The 21,166-nt window shown below is 72.4% G+C and carries 23 protein-coding genes; 13 read left to right on the plus strand and 10 right to left on the minus strand.

What is annotated here, in order from left to right; genetic code table 11:
* Positions 1 to 12 precede the first annotated feature (12 nt).
* Both lysA and AC5WAM_RS39190 read left to right on the plus strand, forming a co-directional pair.
* Entirely contained in the window at positions 13 to 1,347 is a 1,335-nt protein-coding gene (gene lysA / locus AC5WAM_RS39185) for a diaminopimelate decarboxylase (protein WP_495520558.1), read from the plus strand.
* A 366-nt stretch (positions 1,348 to 1,713) separates the two neighbouring features.
* On the plus strand, positions 1,714 to 2,466 hold the full coding sequence (locus AC5WAM_RS39190) for a GNAT family N-acetyltransferase (protein WP_495520559.1): 753 nt from the start codon (positions 1,714 to 1,716) through the stop codon (positions 2,464 to 2,466).
* A 289-nt stretch (positions 2,467 to 2,755) separates the two neighbouring features.
* Here the strand turns inward: AC5WAM_RS39190 and AC5WAM_RS39195 are convergent, their stop codons facing one another.
* The 3 genes from AC5WAM_RS39195 to AC5WAM_RS39205 form a co-directional block, all read right to left on the minus strand.
* Positions 2,756 to 2,989 (minus strand): helix-turn-helix domain-containing protein, encoded by a 234-nt coding sequence (locus tag AC5WAM_RS39195; RefSeq protein WP_366793941.1) that lies wholly within the window; start codon positions 2,987 to 2,989, stop codon positions 2,756 to 2,758.
* Positions 2,989 to 3,576, minus strand: coding sequence for a DUF2975 domain-containing protein (locus AC5WAM_RS39200; RefSeq protein ID WP_366793942.1), 588 nt, complete (start codon positions 3,574 to 3,576; stop codon positions 2,989 to 2,991). Before AC5WAM_RS39200 ends, AC5WAM_RS39195 begins: the two co-directional genes overlap by 1 nt.
* Before the next feature lie 100 nt (positions 3,577 to 3,676).
* Positions 3,677 to 4,225: an HD domain-containing protein gene (locus tag AC5WAM_RS39205; RefSeq protein WP_495520560.1), complete on the minus strand. Its 549-nt coding sequence runs from the start codon at positions 4,223 to 4,225 to the stop codon at positions 3,677 to 3,679.
* Positions 4,226 to 4,647: 422 nt separating this feature from the next.
* Here AC5WAM_RS39205 and AC5WAM_RS39210 point away from each other — a divergent pair, with 422 nt between their 5' ends.
* From AC5WAM_RS39210 to AC5WAM_RS39225, 4 genes are all read left to right on the plus strand, one after another.
* Entirely contained in the window at positions 4,648 to 5,484 is an 837-nt protein-coding gene (locus AC5WAM_RS39210) for a cytochrome P450 (RefSeq protein ID WP_495520561.1), read from the plus strand.
* 107 nt (positions 5,485 to 5,591) lie between these two features.
* The gene (locus AC5WAM_RS39215; RefSeq protein ID WP_495520562.1) at positions 5,592 to 6,689 is read left to right on the plus strand and encodes an acyl-CoA dehydrogenase family protein; all 1,098 of its coding nucleotides are present in this window, start codon (positions 5,592 to 5,594) and stop codon (positions 6,687 to 6,689) included.
* 100 nt (positions 6,690 to 6,789) lie between these two features.
* Positions 6,790 to 7,257 carry an NUDIX hydrolase gene (locus AC5WAM_RS39220; RefSeq protein WP_495520563.1) on the plus strand — a complete coding sequence of 156 codons (468 nt, stop codon included), beginning with the start codon at positions 6,790 to 6,792 and terminating at the stop codon, positions 7,255 to 7,257.
* A gap of 256 nt (positions 7,258 to 7,513) precedes the next feature.
* The gene (locus AC5WAM_RS39225; RefSeq protein WP_495520564.1) at positions 7,514 to 7,795 is read left to right on the plus strand and encodes a hypothetical protein; all 282 of its coding nucleotides are present in this window, start codon (positions 7,514 to 7,516) and stop codon (positions 7,793 to 7,795) included.
* A gap of 86 nt (positions 7,796 to 7,881) precedes the next feature.
* Here AC5WAM_RS39225 and AC5WAM_RS39230 read toward each other — a convergent pair whose 3' ends face one another.
* On the minus strand, positions 7,882 to 8,280 hold the full coding sequence (locus tag AC5WAM_RS39230; RefSeq protein ID WP_495520565.1) for a hypothetical protein: 399 nt from the start codon (positions 8,278 to 8,280) through the stop codon (positions 7,882 to 7,884).
* A 133-nt stretch (positions 8,281 to 8,413) separates the two neighbouring features.
* Here AC5WAM_RS39230 and rsgA point away from each other — a divergent pair, with 133 nt between their 5' ends.
* Together rsgA and AC5WAM_RS39240 are read left to right on the plus strand one after the other, a co-directional pair.
* Positions 8,414 to 9,283: a ribosome small subunit-dependent GTPase A gene (rsgA, locus tag AC5WAM_RS39235; RefSeq protein ID WP_495520566.1), complete on the plus strand. Its 870-nt coding sequence runs from the start codon at positions 8,414 to 8,416 to the stop codon at positions 9,281 to 9,283.
* Positions 9,284 to 9,426: 143 nt separating this feature from the next.
* Positions 9,427 to 9,942, plus strand: a complete 516-nt coding sequence (locus tag AC5WAM_RS39240; RefSeq protein WP_495520567.1) for a GNAT family N-acetyltransferase — start codon at positions 9,427 to 9,429, stop codon at positions 9,940 to 9,942.
* A gap of 186 nt (positions 9,943 to 10,128) precedes the next feature.
* Here the strand turns inward: AC5WAM_RS39240 and AC5WAM_RS39245 are convergent, their stop codons facing one another.
* The 4 genes from AC5WAM_RS39245 to AC5WAM_RS39260 form a co-directional block, all read right to left on the minus strand.
* Positions 10,129 to 10,431, minus strand: coding sequence for a hypothetical protein (locus AC5WAM_RS39245; protein ID WP_495520568.1), 303 nt, complete (start codon positions 10,429 to 10,431; stop codon positions 10,129 to 10,131).
* Between the two features lie 143 nt (positions 10,432 to 10,574).
* Positions 10,575 to 10,796, minus strand: a complete 222-nt coding sequence (locus tag AC5WAM_RS39250) for a hypothetical protein (RefSeq protein ID WP_495520569.1) — start codon at positions 10,794 to 10,796, stop codon at positions 10,575 to 10,577.
* Positions 10,793 to 11,287, minus strand: a complete 495-nt coding sequence (locus AC5WAM_RS39255) for a hypothetical protein (protein ID WP_495520570.1) — start codon at positions 11,285 to 11,287, stop codon at positions 10,793 to 10,795. Before AC5WAM_RS39255 ends, AC5WAM_RS39250 begins: the two co-directional genes overlap by 4 nt.
* 146 nt (positions 11,288 to 11,433) lie before the next feature.
* A complete protein-coding gene (locus AC5WAM_RS39260; protein ID WP_495520571.1) occupies positions 11,434 to 12,648 on the minus strand; it encodes a helix-turn-helix domain-containing protein in 1,215 nt (404 codons plus the stop codon).
* 90 nt (positions 12,649 to 12,738) lie between these two features.
* Here AC5WAM_RS39260 and AC5WAM_RS39265 point away from each other — a divergent pair, with 90 nt between their 5' ends.
* Both AC5WAM_RS39265 and AC5WAM_RS39270 read left to right on the plus strand, forming a co-directional pair.
* Entirely contained in the window at positions 12,739 to 12,873 is a 135-nt protein-coding gene (locus AC5WAM_RS39265; protein WP_495520572.1) for a hypothetical protein, read from the plus strand.
* 257 nt (positions 12,874 to 13,130) lie between these two features.
* Entirely contained in the window at positions 13,131 to 14,153 is a 1,023-nt protein-coding gene (locus AC5WAM_RS39270; protein WP_366792846.1) for a YncE family protein, read from the plus strand.
* 102 nt (positions 14,154 to 14,255) lie between these two features.
* On the opposite strand, the gene AC5WAM_RS39275 is transcribed toward AC5WAM_RS39270, so the two are convergent.
* Both AC5WAM_RS39275 and AC5WAM_RS39280 read right to left on the minus strand, forming a co-directional pair.
* Positions 14,256 to 15,620 carry an FAD-dependent oxidoreductase gene (locus tag AC5WAM_RS39275; RefSeq protein WP_495520573.1) on the minus strand — a complete coding sequence of 455 codons (1,365 nt, stop codon included), beginning with the start codon at positions 15,618 to 15,620 and terminating at the stop codon, positions 14,256 to 14,258.
* Positions 15,621 to 15,841: 221 nt separating this feature from the next.
* Entirely contained in the window at positions 15,842 to 16,642 is an 801-nt protein-coding gene (locus tag AC5WAM_RS39280) for a helix-turn-helix domain-containing protein (RefSeq protein WP_495520574.1), read from the minus strand.
* A 348-nt stretch (positions 16,643 to 16,990) separates the two neighbouring features.
* On the opposite strand from AC5WAM_RS39280, the gene AC5WAM_RS39285 reads away from it, so the two are divergent.
* From AC5WAM_RS39285 to AC5WAM_RS39295, 3 genes are all read left to right on the plus strand, one after another.
* Entirely contained in the window at positions 16,991 to 18,727 is a 1,737-nt protein-coding gene (locus AC5WAM_RS39285; RefSeq protein WP_495520575.1) for a dihydroxyacetone kinase family protein, read from the plus strand.
* A gap of 162 nt (positions 18,728 to 18,889) precedes the next feature.
* Positions 18,890 to 20,362 carry an alpha/beta hydrolase gene (locus AC5WAM_RS39290; protein WP_495520576.1) on the plus strand — a complete coding sequence of 491 codons (1,473 nt, stop codon included), beginning with the start codon at positions 18,890 to 18,892 and terminating at the stop codon, positions 20,360 to 20,362.
* Between the two features lie 79 nt (positions 20,363 to 20,441).
* Complete coding sequence (locus AC5WAM_RS39295) at positions 20,442 to 20,666, plus strand: hypothetical protein (RefSeq protein WP_495520577.1); 225 nt, start codon at positions 20,442 to 20,444, stop codon at positions 20,664 to 20,666.
* Positions 20,667 to 21,166: the final 500 nt, after the last annotated feature.

Here is a 21,166-nt window from a genome sequence, read left to right on the forward strand (position 1 = left end):
CGGGGCGCCACGATGACCATCGTTCACGAACCAGCCGTCACCACCCCGGCCGATGAGCTGTCGGTGTGGCCCGCCTCCACCGCCGAACCCCACCCGGGCGACCTGAGCGTCGGCGGCGTACCGCTCGCGGAGGTCGCCGACCGCTTCGGGACACCGGTGTACGTCCTCGACGAGGGCGAGGTCCGCCGACGCTGCCGCAGCTACCGTGATGCCTTCCCCGAGGCCGAGGTCCACTACGCGGCCAAGGCCTTCCTGTGCCGGGCCATGGCCGGTTGGGTACAGGAGGAGGGCCTCGGGCTCGACGTCTGCTCCGCGGGCGAGCTGGAACTCGCGGTCGCCGCCGGGTTCCCGCCGGAGCGGATCCTCCTGCACGGCAACGCCAAGACACCGCACGACCTGAAGAAGGCCCTGTGGTTCGGCGTCGGCCGGATCGTCATCGACAGCCCGTCGGAGATCGCCCGGCTCGCCGCGGCGGTCGGCACCGGCGGACACCAGAAGGTGATGGTCCGCGTGGTGCCCGGCGTCAGCGCCGGAGCCCACGAGAAGATCCGCACGGGCACGGACGACCAGAAGTTCGGCCTGTCCGTCTCCGACGGCTGCGCCCAGCACGCCATCGCCCGCATCCTCGACCAGCCGCAGCTGGAACTGACCGGCCTGCACTGCCACTTGGGCTCGCAGATCACCGATGTGGAGCCGTACCTGGCGGCGGTGCGGCGCATGGTGGGCCTGATGGCCCTTCTGTACGAGCAGCACGGCGTGGTCCTGCCGGAGCTCGACCTCGGCGGCGGCCACGGCATCGCCTACCGCCCCGGCGAAGAGTCTCTCGACGTCGCCGTACTGGCCCGCGAGGTCCGCGCCGAACTGGCCGATTCCTGCGCGCGGGCCGGACTCGCCGTGCCCCGTCTGCTCGTCGAGCCGGGCAGGGCCGTCGCGGGCCCGGCGGGCATCGCCCTCTACCGCGTCGTGACGGTCAAGCACACCGGCGGCCGTACGTTCGTCGCCGTCGACGGCGGCATGAGCGACAACCCCAGGCCCGCGCTGTACGGAGTGCGGTACGCGCCCCGCCTGGTCGGCCGTCGCGGCAGCGCGACCCGGACCCGGGTCACGGTCGTGGGCCGGCACTGCGAAGCGGGTGACGTGGTGGCCGACGACGTCGAGCTCCCCGACGACGTGGGCGCGGGCGACCTGCTCGCCGTGCCCGTCGCCGGGGCGTACCACCTGTCGATGGCCTCCGGCTACAACCTGGTGGGACGACCGCCGCTGATCGCCGTACGCGACGACCGCGCCCGCGTCCTCATCCGCCGCGAGTCCCTGGAGGACATCCGCAGCCGCGACGTGGGCCTCTAGCCGCGCCGTCTCCCGCCACCTCCGGGCGGTACGCCCCCGCGCCGGCACCGCCCGGAGGTGACCAACTCCGGTGTGCGCGGCAGGCATCCCGGAGTCGCGGCTCCGTGATGTACGGTGTGACCGCACTTGTCTGCCCCTCACCACAAAGGACTGAAGCCTTTGATCACGGCGTCCCCCAGCGGCCGCCGACGGCACTGAGCCCGCTGCCCCAGGGCGGCAGGATTCCCGGTGTCGCATCCGCGATCCTCACGGCGGCCCGACGACGCGGTGCCCACGCACCGCGACCACGTCCCCGCGCGACTCCATGATCCGCCTCGGCGGTGCGAGCGCGCTTCGCCATGCCTTTTGCGTGAGGTCATCATCGTCATGGACATCGACGTCCAGAATTTCACCGTCATCAACCTGCGCCGCCGACCCCAGGCCATCGAGACCGGCGGCTTCGTCGTGGGCATCGACCCCACGACCACCAGCGCGTACGTGAACTACGCGACCCCCTTGCCCGGCGCCCGGCCCACCGAGCACGACATCGCGGCCCTGATCGGAGTGTTCCGCGAGCGCGGTCTCAAGCCGCGTCTGGAATTCGCGCCGCACGCGGCGCCCGAGGTGGCGCCTGCACTGCGCCGGGCGGGCTTCACCACGGAGGCCGTGCACACGTACCTGGTGTGTACCCCGGACACCCGCGAGGGCCTCCCCGACGGGCACCTCGTCGTCGAAGCCCCCGTCACGGACGCCGACTTCACCGCCATCGACATCGCGCTGTCCGAGGCGTACGGCGGGGAGTTCCCGCCGAGTCCGCAGGGCGCGGCCCTGTTGCGGCGCACGCAGGAGGGCGGCGGCGAGGTCCGCTTCGTACGGTCCGCCGACCACGGGTGCGCGGGGGCCGCCTCCTGCTCGGCACTCGCGGTGGGCACCGCCGAGCTGGCCGGTGTGGGGACCCGCCCCGCCCATCGGGGCCGGGGCGTGGCCGCGGCCGTCACCGCGTCCCTGGCCGATGCCGTGTTCGCCAAGGGCGCGGACTCGGTGTGGCTGGAGTACGGGGGAGAGGGCTCCCGCAGGGTCTACGAACGCGTCGGCTTCCGCCCTCGGGGCACCCGCCTCTACATGGCGCTGGAGGGCTGATCGCAGGCCGATTCGGACCGGCACCCGGAAACGGCGATGGCCCCCTCCGCGGAGGGGGCCATCGTGGGGAGCGCCCGGCAGGCCTTGCACCTGCATTTCCCATCGGATGATGGACGTCTTTCCTTGGACCACAGACGCGTGACTCCCGTGCTGTGCACCGGAGTTACGTGAAGATCGTACACCGGGATCCAGCAGGTGGATTCCAAGGGGAATCCAGGGGGAGGCCGCGCCTTCCGGTGGGTGCGCGCTCGACCCGGCGCCTTCGCGCCGAGCCCGCCGCACAGCGAGGTCAGGCGGGGCCGGCGGGATGATGGGTGATCAGGTCCCCTGGCTGGCAGTGCAGGACGTCGCAGATCTTCGACAGGGTGGAGAAGCGGATCGCTTTGGCGCGGCCGTTCTTGAGGATGGACAGGTTCACCACGGTGATGCCCACCTGCGCCGACAGTTCGGTGAGGGTCATGCCGCGCTCGGCCAGCAGACGGTCCAGGTGGATGTGGATGGAGTGGAGTTCCTCCTCGGCCATCACACCGTCCCTTCGAGGTCCTCCCGCATGGCCACGCCCTGACGCATGATCTTACCGAGGATCAGGGCGGCCAGACCCGCCACGACGAGCTCCAGCGGTCCGTCCGCGTGCACGTCGATTCCCACCGTGGGCGCCATGCTGTCCACCAGCCATGCGTGGGACCATCCGGTGACCAGTGACGCCAGCGGCGCGCCCAGGGTCACCACCCAGCCCAGCCGCGTCAGATGCTGGGCCGCGGCGTTCGTGAACGGCCCGTTCTTGACGATCGCCTTCAGCAGCAGGGCGAACATCACCAGCGCCACCGCCGCGAACAGGCCCCACGTCAGCTCGTCCCCCACTCCGGCCGCTCGCTGGGCGAACGAGGGATCCTGCTGGCACAGGTTCGCCTGGCTGCTGGACGCCTCGACGCCCGCCCCGACCGGCAGGCCGCCCTCCAGTTTCGCGTTGACCCAGAACCCGGTCTTCGCGCACACGGTCCCGTCGTCGAACAGGCGCAACGTGCTCCGGGCGGCGAAGGCCAGCCCGAACACCACGGCCAGCAGCATGGATCCCGAGCCCACGGTCCGGGTCAGACGTGTGTCCACCATCCACCTTCTCTATCGTTTTTCGATATGTTCCAGCCTAGGTGAACATATCGAAAAACGACAAGTCCCGGAGTGTGGGTCCCTACCGCCCGAGACCCTCGGCTCAGGGCCCGGCTCGCCTGAAGGGTGGCGGTCCAGCGTCGCGGCGTGCTCGCTCGACCAGCTCCGCGAGCAGCGCCGGGTTGACGATGCGGACGATCGTCTCGATGTCCTCCGGGCGCGCGGCCCGCCACAGCTGTGCCCGGGCGGAGCGGTACTTCGCGGCGAGGCGCTCCCGCTTGTCCGACGGCAGCTGGGCGGCGCGGTCCGGGCGTGAGTTGTGCGCGTTGTCAGCGATCTTCACCAGGGCCGCCTGAGGGTCGGCGGCGATGCGTGCGATCTTCTCCTCGTACGGCATGCCGGGCACGTTCGTCACCGCCTCGACGATCTCGACCACCCGGGCCGGAACCCCGGCCTCGCGCAGCCTCTGAGCGGTCCAGTCGGTGTCCTCGAGGACGTCGTGGAGCAAGCCCGCCATGACCAGCTGCTCGCCCCACGGGCCGAGTCCCGCGGCCACGGCGCGGACGTGTTCGACGTACGGCACGCCGATCTTGTCGACCTGCCCGGCATGGGCTCGGGCGGCCAGGCGACCGACCTCGCTGACAGACGTCATGCGCGCTCCCTCTCGGCGGCCTCGGCCGCCCGTCTAGATCCCACCGCTTCCGCCGGGGCCCCCGCTGCTTCCCGGCCGGGACCGCTGGGCGCCGCCGGGCTGCTCGGCGGCCTCACCAGTCTGATGGTGACGTCGGCGCAGTGGTCGGACGCAAGCGCCTCCGCTCGCGCGCCCGTGCGCCCGTGGAGAGGAATGCATGTGGCGTGCAGGGGGTGGGAAGCACCGCGCTTGCCGGTTGGGGTCGGCAGGCCGCGCGGGGGCGGCTGAGGGCTCAAGGGCCGGTGCACCGGCTCCGGTCGGCCGACGGCGTGCCCGTCTGGCTCGTTGTAGGGGAGGCCGAGGTCCGGGCGGGGCTGGTGGACCGGAGGCTGGGTGCCGACCGGGCCCACGCCGCCTGTCCCACGGGTTTCGCCCTGCCTGCCGTGCTGGAGGGCCACCCGCTCAACCGGGACGGAGCCGACCACGCGCGGCTGCAGCGGTTCGCCGCGCCGGAGTTCACCGTCCGGTGGGCCGACACCCGGCGCGCCCGGGTGGAGTACGTCGCCGCGCGGCTGGCCGCCGACCTCGTAGCGCACCGGCGCACGGACCTGATGGCCCGCTTCGGGATCCCACTGCCGCTGACGGTGACCGCCGACCTGCTGGGCGTCCCCCACCGGCGGCGGGCCGAGCCTGCCCGCCACACGCACACGATGCTCACCCACGCCCACCCTGAGCAGCTCCACAACGCCGTCTGTCACGTGCACCGGCTCCTGGCCGACCTCATCCCCGTCCGCCGCCGACACCCCGGGGACGACGTGCTGTCGGCCTGGACCACCCGCCGGGACCGCCACCGGACCATCGGCGAGGACGAGCTCCTCGCCCTGGCCTTCCAACTGTGGTGGGCCGGGATCGAGAACACCGCGCACGTCATCACGCGCGGCACCCTTCTGCTCCTGGACCACCCCGACCAGGCCCGCGCCCTGCGCGCCGCTCCAGCCCTGCTGCCCGCGGCGATCGAGGAGATCCTGCGCCACCGCGCACCCACCTCCATGGCCACCCGTCACGCTCGCGAGGACCTCCCCATCGCCGGTACACCGGTCCCCGCGGGCGGAACGGTCGTCCTGGCCCTCGCCTCCGCCCACCACGACCCGGCCCGCCGCACCCACCTCGCCCTCGCCGTCCCGCCGCACCGGCTGCGCCGACGGACCTCCCTGCGCCTGGACGGCATGTACAGCCTCCCTGTCACCCTCACCGCCCCCTCCAGCGGCGGGCCGTGGTGAGGGCCGAAGCGTGCCCCGCACGCGCTGCGCAGCCCAAGTACCCTGCTTCACAAGGGTGGTGGGGGCCGACGGCCCGGGTGGTCGTCGTGGGGGAGTGAGGGAGGGCCATGCGCTTTCTGGAGCGGGAACGCGCCACTGTGGCGAAGCTGCTGCCGGAGTTGGACGAGAGCCTGCGGAAGCTGTCTCTTCTGGAGTTGGAGGGCCCGGGCGATGTCGGCCTCCGGCTCTTCCGTGACAGCGGCGCCCCCGGGCTGCTGGTGCCTGCCGACTCCCGGGGGCGAGGGGCCACCGCGGTGGACGCGCTGCGGGTGCAGCGCGCGCTGGGCAGCAGGGCGCCGTCGCTGGCCGTGGCCACCGCCATGCACCACTTCTCGATGGCCGCCCTGGCCGCTCTGAGCACCGAGGGCAGCATGGTGTCGATGCTCGTCGAGGGCGTGGCGTCGACGAACGACCTCGCGGCCTTCGGCTTCGCTGAGGAGTGCTCCGGTGCCGGTGTCCTCTCGCCCTCGATGACCGCCACGGAGGTGCCCGACGGGGTGCGGGTCAGAGGGGTGACGCGCCCGCGGAGTCTGGCCCACGCGATGGACCTGCTCATCGCCTGTGTCACCGTCCCCCGCCCGGACGGGGCGGGGGAGGAGACGGCGGTGGCCCTGGTGCCCGCGGAAAGCGAGGGCGTGAGTGTCGGCCCGGAGGGCGAGCAGGTCACCCTCGACGACGTCGTGGTGCCGCCGGAGCTGCTGCTCCGCACCTCGGACCTCGGCGGGCACCTGGACGCACTGCTGACCGGGGGTTTCGCCTGGTACCAGCTGCTGATGACCGGCAGCCACCTCGGGGCGGCCAGCGCGCTGGTCGAACGGGTGCTGCGCGACGACCGGGTGCCCGAGTCCGAGCGGGTCCGGCTGCTCACGGAGGCCGAGGGCGCGATGGCGGCCGCGGAGGGCGTCGCCCACCGGATCGACGCCGACGGCCCGGACGAGTCGACGCTCGCCGATTCGCTGTACGTCCGGTACTGCGTGCAGGACACCCTCGCCCGGGTGGTCCCCCGCGCGGTCGAACTGCTCGGCCAACTCGACTCCCAGGCCTCCGACGAGGTCAGCCGCCTCGTCACCTGCGCCGACGGGCTGGCCTCGCAGCCACTGGCGCAACCGGGAACGACGGGCACGCTGGCGGCCTACCAGGCCGACGGGACGCTCACCATCACCTGACCCCGGGGTCCTGTGTCCGGTGGCTGCGCATCCGGCACCGCCGCCCGTACTCGCGAAGGCCGCGGTGAGGGCGGGGCAAAGTCCGCCGGGAGGTGGGGGATTGAGTTTCCGGTTGGCGGCGTACGCCGTGTGCGTCAAGGGCGGGCGGGTGCTGCTCGCCCGTCACGTTTCCGCGGAGGGTGACTCCACCTGGACGCTTCCGGGCGGGAGGGTGGAGCACGCGGAGGATCCGTTCGACGCGGTGGTGCGGGAGTTCGCCGAGGAGACCGGCTGCGAAGCAGTGGTCGAACGGCTGCTGGGCGTGGACTCCAGGGTGATCCCCGCGGCCGAAGCCCGTGCCGGTGTCGAGCACCAGAACGTCGGCGTCTTCTACCGAGTCCATATCACCGGCGGCAGGCTCCGGCCCGAGCCGCACGGTGACATCGCCGAGTCGGTCTGGACTCCCCTCCTCGACGTCGCTGGACTGCGCCGGTCGTCGCTGGTCGACGTAGGGCTGGACCTGGCGCGGACCGCTCCGGCGACCGGCCACGTCCCTGCCGTGCCGATCGGCGGCCTCATCCAGCACTGACTGCTGACCGCTGCCCCCGCCTCCGCTCTTCTCCTTCGTCGTGCAGATGAGCGACGGTGGGCGAGGCGGCCCCGGCCCATGGGTACGTGCGGTGCTGATGCGGACGGACGGCGGGCGGTCGGCGCGCGTGGCCCACGAGGTGTGCGCCAACGCGCCGGACACGTACCGCTGTAAATCCGGTACTTTCCGTGATGATCGCGGGTCGCCTCATGAGCGCGATCCGCACCACGGAGAGGATCTCAACATGATGCGACGCATGGCCGTGACCCTGGGCGCGCTGGCGGCCGCGGCGACCTTGGCCGTCGCGACGTCCGGCTCGGCCTACGCCGCGGAAGGTCTCCTCGTCGTCAACGGTGTCGCGTACGAAGACCCCAGCGGCTGCTACGCCGTTGACTCCTTCCCCACGTCGGTGGGCAACTACACGGACGCCATCGCCGAGGTCCATTCCGGGCCGGACTGTGCGGGGCCGGTGGAGTGGCTGGTCTACCCGGGCGAGACGTACCACACGGAGACGGCTCAGAGCGTCTTCGTGCTCTGATCCCGGCGGCGGTGTCGGCGCCTGGCGCACGTGGCGTCGGGCGCGGAGCCGGTCTACGACTGCCTACCCCGGCCTACGGCAGTGTGTTAATGTTCTTTTCGTTCGCGTTTGACCCGGTTTTTGAGTGAGAGGGAGGTGAGGTTGATGACTGCGGTGAAGACCGCTGCCGTGCGCAGCGCCCGCCGGACCATCCTCACGTCCCGGGCCCGGTCTGACCGTCGTATCCCTTCCACCCGTGCTGTGAGCGCTCCCGCTCGCCCGGTGGTTGTTCCCGCGTTCTGATGGGGCCCCTTCTCGCAAGGGTTCCACGTGTCTTCCCTGAGTTCATCTTCTTTTTCGTCGCCGTCGCCGTCGCCGTCGCCGTCGCCGTCGCCGTCGCCGTTCCAGTTCCGGTTCCCGTTCCCGTCGGCGTCCCCCTCTTCTGTGTCCTCGCCGTCAGTGCTGTCCGCGCTGGGCTGGGACGCCTCGTTCGACGCGTTGTTCACCGAGCACGCCGCGGCCGGTCTGGTACCGGCACGGGTGGTGCGTGTGGACCGCGGCCGTTGTGACGTCCTGACCGCTGTCGGCCTTGTTCGGGCCGCGAGCCGCGATTCGGGTCACAGCGATCCGGCGCAGGCCGTGTGCACCGGAGACTGGGCGGCCCTGCGCCCGGGGCCGGAGCCCGAGCTGGTGGCGCTGTTGCCCCGGCGCAGTGCCATCACCCGGGCGGGCGCCGACCGCACGTCCCGCGGGCAGGTGCTGGCCGCGAACGTCGACACCGTCGTGGTCGCCGTCTCCCTGGCCGACGCGCTCAAGGCCGGGCGGATCGAGCGCCTGCTCGCGCTCGCCTGGGACAGCGGCGCGCGCCCCGTCATCGCCCTGACCAAGCTGGACCTGGCTGATGACCGCGCGGCCGCGCACGCCGAGGTCACCGGCCTAGCGCCGGGCGTCGACATCGTCGCCACCAGTTCCACGACGGGCGAAGGCCTGGACGTCCTGGCCGCCACCGTCACCGGTACGACGGTCCTGCTGGGCCCCTCCGGCGCGGGCAAGTCCACGCTGGCCAACGCCCTGTTGGGCCAGGACCACATGATCACCGGTTCGGTGCGCGCGGCGGACGGCAAGGGGCGGCACACCACCGTCCACCGCGAGCTGCTGGTCCTGCCCGGCGGAGGCGTCCTGATCGACACCCCCGGTCTGCGCGGCATCGGCCTCCAGGACGCCGCCGAGGCCGTGGAGCAGGTGTTCGCTGAGATCCAGGAGTACGCGCGGGGCTGCGCCTTCCGCGACTGCGCCCATGGCTCCGAGCCCGGGTGCGCCGTACAGGAAGCCATCGCCAGTGGGCAGTTGAGCGAGCGCCGCCTGGCCGGATACCGCAAGTTGCAGCGCGAGAGCGTCTGGGTCGCCGCCCGCGCGTCCGCGCGGCCCACCGGCAAGCGGTCGGAACTCCACAAGTCGATCACCCGTCACCAACGGGCCACCCGGCGCTTCTTCGACCAGCAGCAGTAGCCGTGCCACCGGCGCCCCGAGGCAGGGGCCCGCCCGTCACCCACCCCACCCCCCTCTCCAACCCGCTTGCCGTACGTCATCGCCGTACGGGAAGCCCCTGATCAACAGCAAGAACTCACCGTGAAACGGAACGTGATCCCATCATGAGCACCCGTCGTCAGTGGCTCACCCGAGCCGAGACCAACGCCGACATCCCCGCCATCCGTGCCATCAACCTCGCCGCCTTCGACACCCCGTTGGAGGCCGACCTCGTCGACGCCCTGCGCGCCGACTCCTCCTGGATCGAGGGCCTGTCCATCGTCACCACCGACGACGAGGGCAAGCTCATCGGGCACGCGCTGCTGACCCGCTGTCACATCGACGACACCCCGGCTCTGTGCCTGGCTCCCGTGGCCGTCCGGCCCGAGTACCAGAACACCGGCGCCGGCTCGGCAAGCATCCGCGCCGCGCTCAAGGCCGCCAAGGACATGGGCGAGCACTTCGTCGTCGTCCTCGGACACCCGCCCTACTACCCGCGGTTCGGCTTCACCCGCGCGTCCGCGCACGGCATCGGGCTGAGCATCGAGGTACCGGACGAGGCCCTGATGGCCCTCACCCTCGACGCCGGCCACCCGCTGCCGAGCGGCACGGTCCGCTACGCCGCGCCCTTCGGCATCTGACGTCCCATCTGACGCACACCACTGGCGGGCTGCCCGGGAGCCACCCGGGCAGACCGCCTCACGGCGGCAGAGGTCCGCCGTGACCAGGTCCGCGCTCCCTTATGAGGGTCGACCACATGGGTCCTCCTCGGCTTCGGGCCGAGCGCAGAGCGAGCGCGGTGGACGGACATTACTCCGCCCCCGCGGCTACGGCGCCATCGGGCGGCTCGCGGAGGCCAGGCACCGGCGGGCGTGGAGGTAGCTGTACACGGGCCCGCTCAGGCCCTGCCAGAGGTGGGGGCGGATCACCTCGCCGGGGGCGATGGGGGTGCGGCAGCCCACGCACGACAGCTCGGGTTTCCCGGCCCGCTCGCGCGCGGCCTGGTGCTGGACGGCCAGGGCCTGGCCGCGCCGGCAGGGGCCGAGGGGGCAGTGCAGGCAGGTGATGCCGTGGTCGTACCAGTCGAGGTAGGTCGCCCGGGCCCGGGCCTGGACGGTGTGGCAGGGCACGCAGACGGCCAGCAGGGCTGAGGTCGATGCCTTCGCCGGGTGGCAGCGCGCGCGGGCACCATACGCACACGGCGCCGGAGCGCTGCTCCGGGCAGAGGGTGCTCAGGGCGGGCACTACGGCCAGGAGCAGGCCGTGGGTTGCGTCAGGCACGAGTCCGCTCCGCCCAGTAGAAGCGTGGGGTGGTTCCGGCGGCTCCGTAGCCGGGCCAGTCCTCCTCCAGCCAGGCGGCGGCCAGGCGGGCGCCTTCGACGCAGTTGGTGAGGAGGCCGGTGTGGATGAGGGGGCAGGTGTCGAGGTGGGCGCGGTAGGCGCCGTACAGGTCGGGGTAGTCGTAGTCGTCACGGTCGGCGGTCCCGGTCGTCATCGGACCGTCCTGAGGGAGGCCGCGAGCAGGGTGCGTACGTGCTGGGTGTCGCACAGGGCGCCGGGGTACGGCGGCAGGACCACCCAGCGGGAGAGCATGGTCGCGTGGCCGGGACGCGGGACGCCGAGGTAGGTGCCGGTGGTGAGCCGCTCGGCGGGGCCGTCTCCGTCGGTGCCGGGTGCGATGAGCATGTAGTAGGGGCCGAGGCTGCTGCGGAAGTCGCGGATCACCGGGCCGTCCAGCCGGGCGCGCAGCACGGTGGCCACCGTGTCCGCCTCGTCGCTGCCCACCACGTCGCGGATCTGCTCGGCCGGGACGCGGACCGCGTCGAAACGACGGCCGAGCGGCAGCAGCGCGACGCCGTACCTCTCCCAGGCCTCCCACACCGTGCCCGGGTTGGGGCCGGCTTCTGCCAGACAGCAGGCGGCTGCCAGGAGTTCCTGCCCGGTCAGCGGGGGCTGCGCTTGGGGGTTGCTTCTCGGTGCTGGCACGGGGGCCGTAATCTCGCCCATGTCGACTCCTCGGTAGTCGGCCATACCCCGGGGCCGGCCACACGGCCGCCGGGGCACTGTCATCTCGACATGCAACCGACCCGCTACGCACAGTCCCAGGGGCGTAGCGTCCTACTTTTGCGAGGCTAATCGGCGACGCCCAGAAATTCCGCCAACGAGCGCAGTCCCTGCGGGTGGTTGGGCAGAGCCCACAGGTCCCGGACGATGGCCACCGCCAGCGTGTGATGGCGCATCCACGTCGGCGCGGCCCGGTGCAAGGACTCCAAGGTCTTCACCGCCCCGGCGGCATCCCCAACATCGGTATGGGCCCGCGCCACATCGAGCAGCAGCCACGTTCGCCAGGACGGCGGTGTGTCCTTCGACAGCCGCATCCCTTTGGCCAGCTTCAACGCGTCTTCAGGGTGGGCGTACTGGACGGCCAGGCGGACGCGTTCGATACGGACCGACGACGGGCTGAAGACGCTGACCATGCGGTTATCGCCGCTGTCAGGAAGCTTGGATACCCGGGCGGCTTCCTTCTCCGCCGTCTCCATCATCGCGGCCGCGCGCTCGTAGTCGCCGCTTCGCGCGGCTGACGTGGCGGCGCTCATCGTCAGTGCACCCCAGACCTTCAAGCCATCAGCTGTGCCGGTGTGACCTGCGTCTGCCATGTCGGCGGCGGCATGGAGCGCGATACCGAGAGCGTCCTCCAGGCGTCCTTGCCGCTGGTAGGTCCACGCAGTGGAGTTGACGATCATTGGCAGGAGCAGCTGGTCGGAGGACTGTCGAGCAGCGTCTGTCGCCCGCTCCAGGCTGATGAGGGCGAGGTCGGTCTTGCCCATCCGCACGGCGACGTGCCCGGCTAGCTGGAGCGCTTTGCCCAGCGCCGCGAAACCGGCTCCGCGGTTTGCGGCGTCGTTCGATGCCGCAGCTGAGCGCGCGTCCCAGATCAGATCCGGCAGGGCCTTCATCACCGTGTCGAACTCCGCGGCGTGGTATTGCGTCCAGCCGTCTGCGATCTGCTCACGCAGTCGTGCCATCGAGAAGCCAGGCAGGGGCGGCTCCAACTCCGGTCCCCAGAGCGCGGGCATGATGGCGCGGCGCATTGCCACGAAGCGCGGTCCGTCGTTCTCACCCGAGGATGAAACCGCGGGTGGGTCTCCCAGAAGCGTGGTCAGCTCCACACCGAGGCCGTTCGCCAGGGCATGCAGCGTGGGCAGGCGCGCCGAATGCTTCCGCCTCTGCTCGAGCTGGCGGATCACGTCGACGGATACGGACGATCGCTCGGCCAACTCCTCTTGACTCAGCGAAGCCAAGCGACGCAGACGGCGCAGGGTGCGCCCCAGATCTTCGGTAGCCACGCTGCCCACGGTACGCCGACCGAATGTCGGGGAGGGGCTGTGCAGTGGATGTCGGTGGCGATGGTGTTCGGTGGCGTTGAGGAGTCCTCAATGCCGGTGCCGCCACTGCCGGAGCAGGTGCCGCGCATGTCGTTGCCGAAGCGGTGGATGCCGCTGCCCGAGTTGAGGGAGAGCCCGCGGACGGCCTTGGCCGTCGAGGAGCAGGGGCGGGGCGACACCGGATGATGTAGATGGATGGAGAGGCTGGCGGCGCATGATTCGCTGACCTGTGCATACGTCGTGAGCTGCGTTGTCCCCGCGGATCCCCGTCCCCGAGTGAGGAACCCGCGGTGCCCCCCCGCGTGTGCCCCCTGGGACTGTCGTGGCACTGGACGCCTCGGCACTCGTCCACCAGGCTCGTGCGCTACGGGCGAGGGCCGTGGCCTCGTGTCCGTAGCGCACGACGGCGGTCGAGGGATCGAGGCGAGGGGTGAGGGGCTGTGGTGACGCGTCGTACGGTGATCAAGGCGGCGGGCGCGGGGGTGCTGGCGAGTGGGGCGGCCACGCCGGCCCGGGGTGCCTCCCGGGCTGCGGAGGGTGACACGCTCGTGGTGGTGGAGAAGAGCAGCCACGCGGTCGGCTTCTACGACGCCGCGTCGGGGCGGCGGCTGGGGGCGGTCCAGCTGCCCGACTACCCGCACGAGATGGTCGTCGACTCGCGCGGACGGTTCGCCTACGTCGGGCACTACGGCGTCCGCATGGCCTCCACGGTGGGCGAGGGCGGCGCCGCGGTCTTCGTCATCGATCTCGTCGAGCGGGCGCTGGCGCGGACCATCGACACCCGGCCGTTCCGCCGCATCCACGGCATGGGGATCGACCGTGACGACCGGCTGTACGCCCTGAGCGAGGAGAAGGCGGTCCTGCTGGGCTTCGACGACCCGGCCACCGACGAGGCGCCGTCCCGGGCGGTGCCCACGCACGGGGTGAAGACGCATCTGTTCACGCTCAGCCGCGACGGCGAACGGGCCTATGTCACCGGCCTGTTGTCTCACACGGTGAGCCTCGTGCGCCCGCACGACGCCGCCGTGCCGCCGCTCCTGGTGACGCCCGGCCAACTGCCCGAGAGCAGCTGTCTGAGCCGGGACGAGAAGACGCTGTTCGTCGGAGCCCGCAAGAGCTCCGCCCTGGTCGCGGTCGACGCGCGCACCATGGAGGTGCGGCACAGCAGGAAGACGGGCGGAGACCCGCTGCGGGTCTACACCCTCGACGACGAACGGCTGTTGGCGACGGACATCACCGCCAAGACCCTGACCGTCTGGAGCACCGGCCTGCGGCCGATCCGCTCCCTCCGGCTCGACGGCACACCTTCGGCCGTGTCGCTCCACCCCACCGAGCCGCTGGCGTACGTGTCCCTGCTGGACACCGACCGCATCGCGGTCGTCGACCTGGACCGGCTCGCCGTCGTCGGCGGCTTCGGCACCCAACGGGAGCCGGACTCCTCCGTACTGCTGCCCGCCCGCCCCTGACGTGCGCGACCGGCCGTCGCGGGGGAGCGACGGCCGGTCGGGGTGGTGCGACGGCCGGTCGGGGTGGTGTGCGAAGGCCGGTCGAGGCGGTGCGGCTCGGCGTCAGGCCCCGCTCTCCCGGAGCATGTCCTCACGCTCGACGATCTTCACGCGCTCGCGGCCCTGCGGCTCGCCGAGCGCCTTCTCGGCGGCGTCGAGGCGGTACCAGCCGTCCCACGTGGTGAAGCGGACGTTCCGCTCGGTGAGGAAGGCGTCCACGGCCTCCGGAGCGGGCGAGGCGGGCTCCGGAAGGCGGCCGTGCGCGTGGTCGTCCAGGAGGTTGGCGACCGTCTCGTTGGCGTCGCCCTTGGTGTGACCGATGAGGCCGACGGGGCCGCGGCGGATCCAGCCCGTGACGTACGTGGACGTCAGGTGCGCCCCGGACTCCTCGATCACCCGGCCGCCCTCGTCCGGCACCGTGCCGGACTCGACGTCCCAGGGGAGCTTGGGCAGCGCGTCGGACAGATAGCCCACGGCGCGGTACACCGCGGTGACGTCCCAGTCCTTGAAGGTGCCGGTGCCCTTGACGTTGCCGGTGCCGTCCAGCTCGGTGCGCTCGGTGCGCAGGCCGACGACCTTGCCGTCCTCGCCGAGGATCTCGGACGGCGACTCGAAGAAGTGCAGGAAGAGCTTGTGCGGACGGTCGCCGACGTCGCGGATCGCCCAGTTCTCCAGGGTCTTGGCGACCATGTCGGCCTGCTTGTTGCCGCGGCGGGTCGCGATGGAGCCGTCGTCGTAGTCGATGTCCTCGGGGTCCACGATGACCTCGATGGTGGGGGAGTGGTCCAGCTCCCGCAGCTCCATCGGGCTGAACTTGGCCTGCGCGGGACCGCGACGGCCGAACACGTGGATCTCCCGGGCCCTGTTGGCCTTGAGGCCCTCGTGGACGTTCGGCGGGATCTCCGTGGGCAGGAGTTCCGCCGCGGTCTTGGCCAGCACGCGCGCCACGTCGAGGGCGACGTTGCCGACGCCGAGGACGGCGACCTTCTCCGCGTACAGCGGCCAGGTCCGCGGGACGTCCGGGTGACCGTCGTACCAGGAGACGAAGTCCGCCGCGCCGTACGAGCCGTCGAGCTGGATGCCCGGGATGTCGAGGGCGCGGTCGGCCGTGGCGCCGGTGGAGAAGATGACCGCGTCGTAGAAGGCGCGCAGGTCGTCCAGGCTGATGTCGCGCGGGTAGTCGACGTTGCCGAAGAGGCGGATCTGCGGCTTGTCGAGCACCTGGTGCAGGGCCGTGATGATGCCCTTGATCCGCGGGTGGTCGGGGGCCACGCCGTAACGGATCAGGCCGAACGGGGCGGGCATCCGCTCGAAGAGGTCGATGGACACGCCGGGCTCGGCGGCCACGTCGGACTTCAGCAGGGCGTCGGCGGCGTAGATCCCAGCGGGTCCGGCTCCGACGATGGCTACCCGCAGGGGGCGGTGCATGCTCAGGTTCCCTTCGAGCGGTGACGACTGACTCGACGGCAACCGTAAACTAAGGTGACCCTAACCTATCAGGCGGGGTGGGGTTTCGGCCGCACGGGACTGTGTGGATGTGCCGATATGCGCGCTGGTGGGTCTATTGATCAGCCGCCGTGCCGCAGTGCTCGCTGCCGTGCCGCAGTGCTCGCCGCCGTGCTCCCGTGCTCGCCGCCGCGCCCCTGTGCTCAGGGAAACACGAGCCTCGGGTCCACCGGCATCACCAGGTGCCAGCGGACCGTCGCGTCGTCGTACGGGCCACAGGCCAGGATCCGCACGTCGACGGGGTCGGGAGCGACCAGCGGGAAGAACATCGGGCGTACGTCGTCGCCCGGCAGCGGGTCCGGGGCGGCGGACGCGGGGGAGTCCCAGAGGGCCGCGACGCCCGGCTGCGCCCGCACCTCGCGGACGACCTCGTCGAGACGCGCGTCATCCGGTCGGCGCTGCCAGGCCAGGCGGAGCCGGGTGAGCAAGGAGAGGGCCCAGCGGTCCTCCCAGTCGCGGAGCTGATAGCGGGCCTCGGGGGAGAACGCCCAGGTCATGACGTTGGCGCCGGGGCGGGCGAGCCAGGGGCAGTGGCGGGCGGCGACCACGTTGGCCTCGATCACGTCCCAGGCCTGGTCGCAGAGGTAGCTGACGTACCGCTGCTGGCGCATGAGCTGGACGAGCGCCGGGTCGGGGGCGCGGCCGCGGCCGGGCTCGGGGGGCTCGTGTCCGGTGCCCCGGTGGAGGGCGGCGGCCTGCTGCGGGGCGAGGTCGAGGATCCGGCAGACCCCGGCGATCATCTCGCGGCTGTACCGGCGGTCCTCGCCCTTCTCCAGCGCCCGGTACCAGCGCTCGGAGACGCCGAGCTGCAACGCCATGTCGAGCTGCGTGAGGTAGGTGCGGTGCCCGCGCGCGGGCAGGGAACCGAGCGCCGGTGCGGGACCCCGCGCCCTGCGCCAGGTGCGGAGCATGCGGCCGAGGTCCTCGCGGCGGGCGTTCGTCATGGTAAAGATCTCGCAAAGAAGGTGGGGCTGATCAGGGGTTTTCCGGCACGGCGTGCGCCTCGGAGCCCCTTCGGTGCTGGTGGCAGGATCGCACGGCGTGGACCGGACCGGAACGTGCAGGTTCCGGCACTATGAAGTTCCGGCCTTGGACGCCGTCCGGCGGCCAGGGTGGGCGCACGTCCGGAGCGGGGCGTGGGTCGGCGCACGGGGCTGTGCGGTGGCCGCACCGGCTCCGGCCGTGCGAAGCCGAGCCCTCGCCGATGCCGACCCAGCTGCCGACACCTTGCCGACGCCCGAGCCGACGCCGACGTCGGGGCCGACCCGAGCCGACCTACGGAGAACCGACCGATGAGCTACTTCCTGCCGGAATCCGCCCCCGTGCTGACCGCCGCGCGCGGTCTCGCCCTGGCCCACCCCGGCATCGTCGAGGTCAACAGCGCCCCGCTGTACCTGCGGGCCCGCGCCGCGGACCCCGGCCGTCGCGTCGCCCTGGTGTCCGGCGGCGGCTCCGGGCACGAGCCGCTGCACACCGGCCTCCTCGGACGCGGCGGCCTGGACGCGGTCTGCCCCGGCGAGGTGTTCGCCTCGCCGCACAACCGGCAGATCTACGAGGCGAGCGCGGCCGTCGCCAAGAGCGCGGGCGTGCTGCTGATCGTCAAGAACTACACGGGCGACGTGATCAACTTCCAGATCGCGGCGGAGCGCCTGCGGCACGACGGCATCCCGGTCGCGACCGTCCTGGTCGACGACGACCTCGCCACCGACAGCGCCGACAGCGCGACGGGCCGCCGGGGCACGGCGGCGACGGTGGTCGTGGAGAAGCTGCTCGGCGCCGCCGCCGACCGGGGCGCGTCCCTCCAGGAGCTCCAGGAGCTCGGCACCCGCGTCGTGGCGCAGTCGCGCAGCGTCGCCGTGGCCGCCCGCGCCCAGACCTCGCCCACGACGACCGCTCCCGCCTTCACGCTGGAGCCCGGCGTGCTCGACTACGGCGTCGGCATCCACGGCGAGCGCGGCATCCGCACCATCGCCCGGCCCCCCGTCGACGACCTGGTGCGGCGGATGACCGACGACCTGATCGACGCACTGCCCGAAGGCTCCGACGAGGTCCTCGCGCTCGTGAACGGCCTCGGCGCCACCACCGAGCTCGAACTGCACGCCGTCAGCTCGCTGCTGCACGACCGGCTCACCGAGCGCGGCCTGCGCCCGGCCGTCACCATCGCCGGTACGTACACCGCCGCCCTCGACATGGCCGGGTTCTCGCTCACCCTCACCCGCCTCGACGAGGGCTGGGTCGACCTGTGGACGGCACCGACCGAGACCCCGCTCACGCTGCCCCGGACCGTACGCCCCGCGGGCACCTCGGCCGCCCCGGCGACGGCCCCTGCGGCGCAGGCCCCCGCGCCCGCCGCGACACCGGGTACGGCGGGTGGCCGGATCGTGCTCGACCGGTACGCCGAGGTCGTGGCGCAGGTCCGCGACAACCTCACCAAGCTCGACCAGCTCGTCGGCGACGGCGACTTCGGGGACAACCTCTCCGGGGGCGTGCGGCGCGCGGTGCGGCTGGCCGACGAGACGGGCATCGAGGGCACGGCCGCGCTCGCCGAGGCGTTCCTCAACGACGTCGGCGGTACGAGCGGACCGCTCTTCGGGCTGTTCTTCAAGGACCTGGCCTCCGCCGAGCCCGGCGACGGGCAGGCGCCCTCCGTCGCGGCACTGGCCGAGGCCACGGCCGCCGCGAGCGCGGCCATCAACCGCGTGGGCGGCGCGCGCGTCGGCGACTGCACGCTCGTCGACGCGCTGGTCCCCGCCGCCGAGTCCCTCGCCGCCGCGTCGGCCGGGGAGCCCACGGGTGAGCTCGCGGAGGCCCCGCTGACCACCGCGGCACAGGCCGCGATCCGCGGCGCCCTCTCGACCGCGTCGCTGCGGCCCCGGCGCGGCCGCGCCAGCTACGTCGGCGACCACGCCCTCGGCGTCCCGGACCCGGGCGCGCTCGCCGTCGCCCTGGTCTTCACGACCCTGGCCGAGGTGCACGAACCGATGTGGGCCACCCGCCTGCCCGCCCCGGGTCACCTGACCACGATCTGACCCGGCCTCACCCGACACCGGCCCGGCGCGGGTTCGGGAACCGTCCCCTCGGTCCCGGACCCACCCGGGCCGGTACGCGTCTCATGGGCCCCCTGGGAAACCTGGTCTGCGTTTCCGCCGTCCTCCCTGCCGAGAGCCATCGAAGTGACGGGAAGACAGCACATGAGACCGAAGCGCATCGTCGGCGGCACCGCCGCCGTCGCCGGGGCCCTGAGCCTGCTCGCCGTGGGGATGCCCGCGACGGCACAGGCCGCGGCCCCGGCGGCCGGACCGCGCTGGGGCACCTGCCCCGCCGGGACCGAAGCGCCGCGCGGCACCTACTGCTCCACGCTCAAGGTGCCGCTGGACTACAAGAAGCCGAACGGCCGCCAGATCAAGCTGACGCTGTCCATCGCGGGCGCGGGCAACGCCCCGCGCACCCTCGTGGTCAACCCGGGCGGCCCCGGCGAGTCCGGCATCGGCGTCGCCAAGCTGGTGTGGAGCTCGCTGCCCCAGAGGGTCGCGGAGAAGTACAACGTCGTCAGCTTCGACCCGCGCGGCGTCGGCGCCAGCACCCCCGTCTCCTGCGGCGACACGAGCAAGCTCACCAAGCACCCGGCGCTCCCGTACACGCCCCGCGACGCGGGCGAGGAGAAGAAGCGCCTGACCGTCGCCCGCAAGGTCGCCGAGCAGTGCCAGAAGCACTCCGGCGACCTGCTGCCGCACATGACCACCGAGAACGCCGTCCGGGACATGGACCGCATCCGGGCCGCGCTCGGCAAGTCGAAGCTCGACTACCTCGGTTACTCGTACGGGACCCGCCTCGGCGCCACGTACGCGACGCTCTTTCCGCAGCGCACCGGCCGGATGGTCCTGGACAGCGTGATGGACCCGACGGCGAGCTCCTACGCGTCCCAGTTCCAGCAGAACACGGCGTTGCAGCACCGGGCCGAGCAGTTCTTCGCCTGGACCGCCGAGCACGACCGCACCTACCACCTGGGCACCACCCGCGCGAAGGTGGCCGCGGCCTGGGAAGCGGCTCGCAAGAAGCTGACCGCCCGCCCGGCCGGGGGCCGGGCCGGGAGCGCCGAGCTCGACGACCTGCTGGCCTCCGGCATGTACACCGACCTGATGTGGGGCGAACTGGCACGGGCCGTGTCCGACTACCGGCGCGGCGACACGGGCGCGCTGCTCGCGGCCACCGACCAGCTCGCCGTCGGCGGCGTCGACCCGGCCATGCTCGCCTACTCCTGCGTGGACGACCCCTGGCCCCGGGACTGGAAGACCTGGCGCACGGACACCCGCGCCTCGGCCCGCAAGGCGCCGCTGTTCGGCTGGTTGAACACCTGGTACAGCGCCCCGTGCGCCTTCTGGAAGGCCAAGCCCGTCACCCCGGTGAAGATCGGGTCCGTGCGGGTGCCGCCCCCGCTGCTCCTCCAGGCCAAGGACGACGCGGCGACGCCGCTGGCCGGGGCGCGCCGGATGCACGCGGCCCTGAAGGGCTCGCGCCTGGTCGTCGCGGGCGGCGGCAACCACGGCCAGTTCCTGTTCGACGCCAACTCCTGCGTGGACAAGCACGGCAGCCGCTATCTGCTCACGGGCAAGCTGCCGACGCGCGACACCACCTGCCCGGCCGGCCCCGCTCCGACCCCCTGACCCCAGGGGCCGCGCGACCACGCCCGGAGACGGTCCCCCACAGGGCCGTCTCCAGGCCGTCCTGACCGGCGGCCGAGAGGTGCAGATTTACGACCCGAACGGCAACAGGACCGGCACCCGCGTCCTCGCCCTGCCCGACACCGACCACGACGTCGCTGCGCGACGTCCGGCTCCAGTGGTGGGACACGCGCGCTGGGCCGACGGCCCGATGCTGCTGTCCGACAGGGCGGTGCACACGCACCTGTTCACCGAGCCGCTGATGGCCTCCTGGTTCCGGTCCGTCGCCACCGGCGGCGGAGCCTGACCCGCCGGCAACCTCCGCATGGGCGAACTGGCCTTCCACGGCGAGGCCTTGGGCAACTCGCACCGGGACGTCATCGACCGGCAGAACCGGGCGACCCTCTTCGACGACCGGGAGAGCGACCTGCGCACGCTCGTCCACGGCGGGCTCACCTTCCAGCGGGGCGACGCCCGCCCCGAAGGAGGCACCTGCGTACGCCTGGACGTCAACGACGGCGTCTCGGCGGCCGACGCGCACCCGCAGTACTTCGCGCCGTTCGGCCATGTGCTCCCCGAGTGGGACTTCGAGATCGCGGAGCACCCCGAGCCGGGCCAGTACCGGTACTTCCAGTTCGCCTGGAAGGCGACGGGCCCCGCCACGACCGCCATGGGCCTGCGGCTCGGCCTCGCCTGGAACGCCCCCGCGGTGCTGGTTCTCGCCGGTTCCCCCACCTGGCCGGACGCCGCGGTCCTGGCCCAGGTCACCTTCCCCGCGCCCCCGCGCACCTGGTCGACCGTGCGCCT

The sequence above is a fragment of the Streptomyces sp. JLYT201 genome (genome assembly GCF_059448825.1).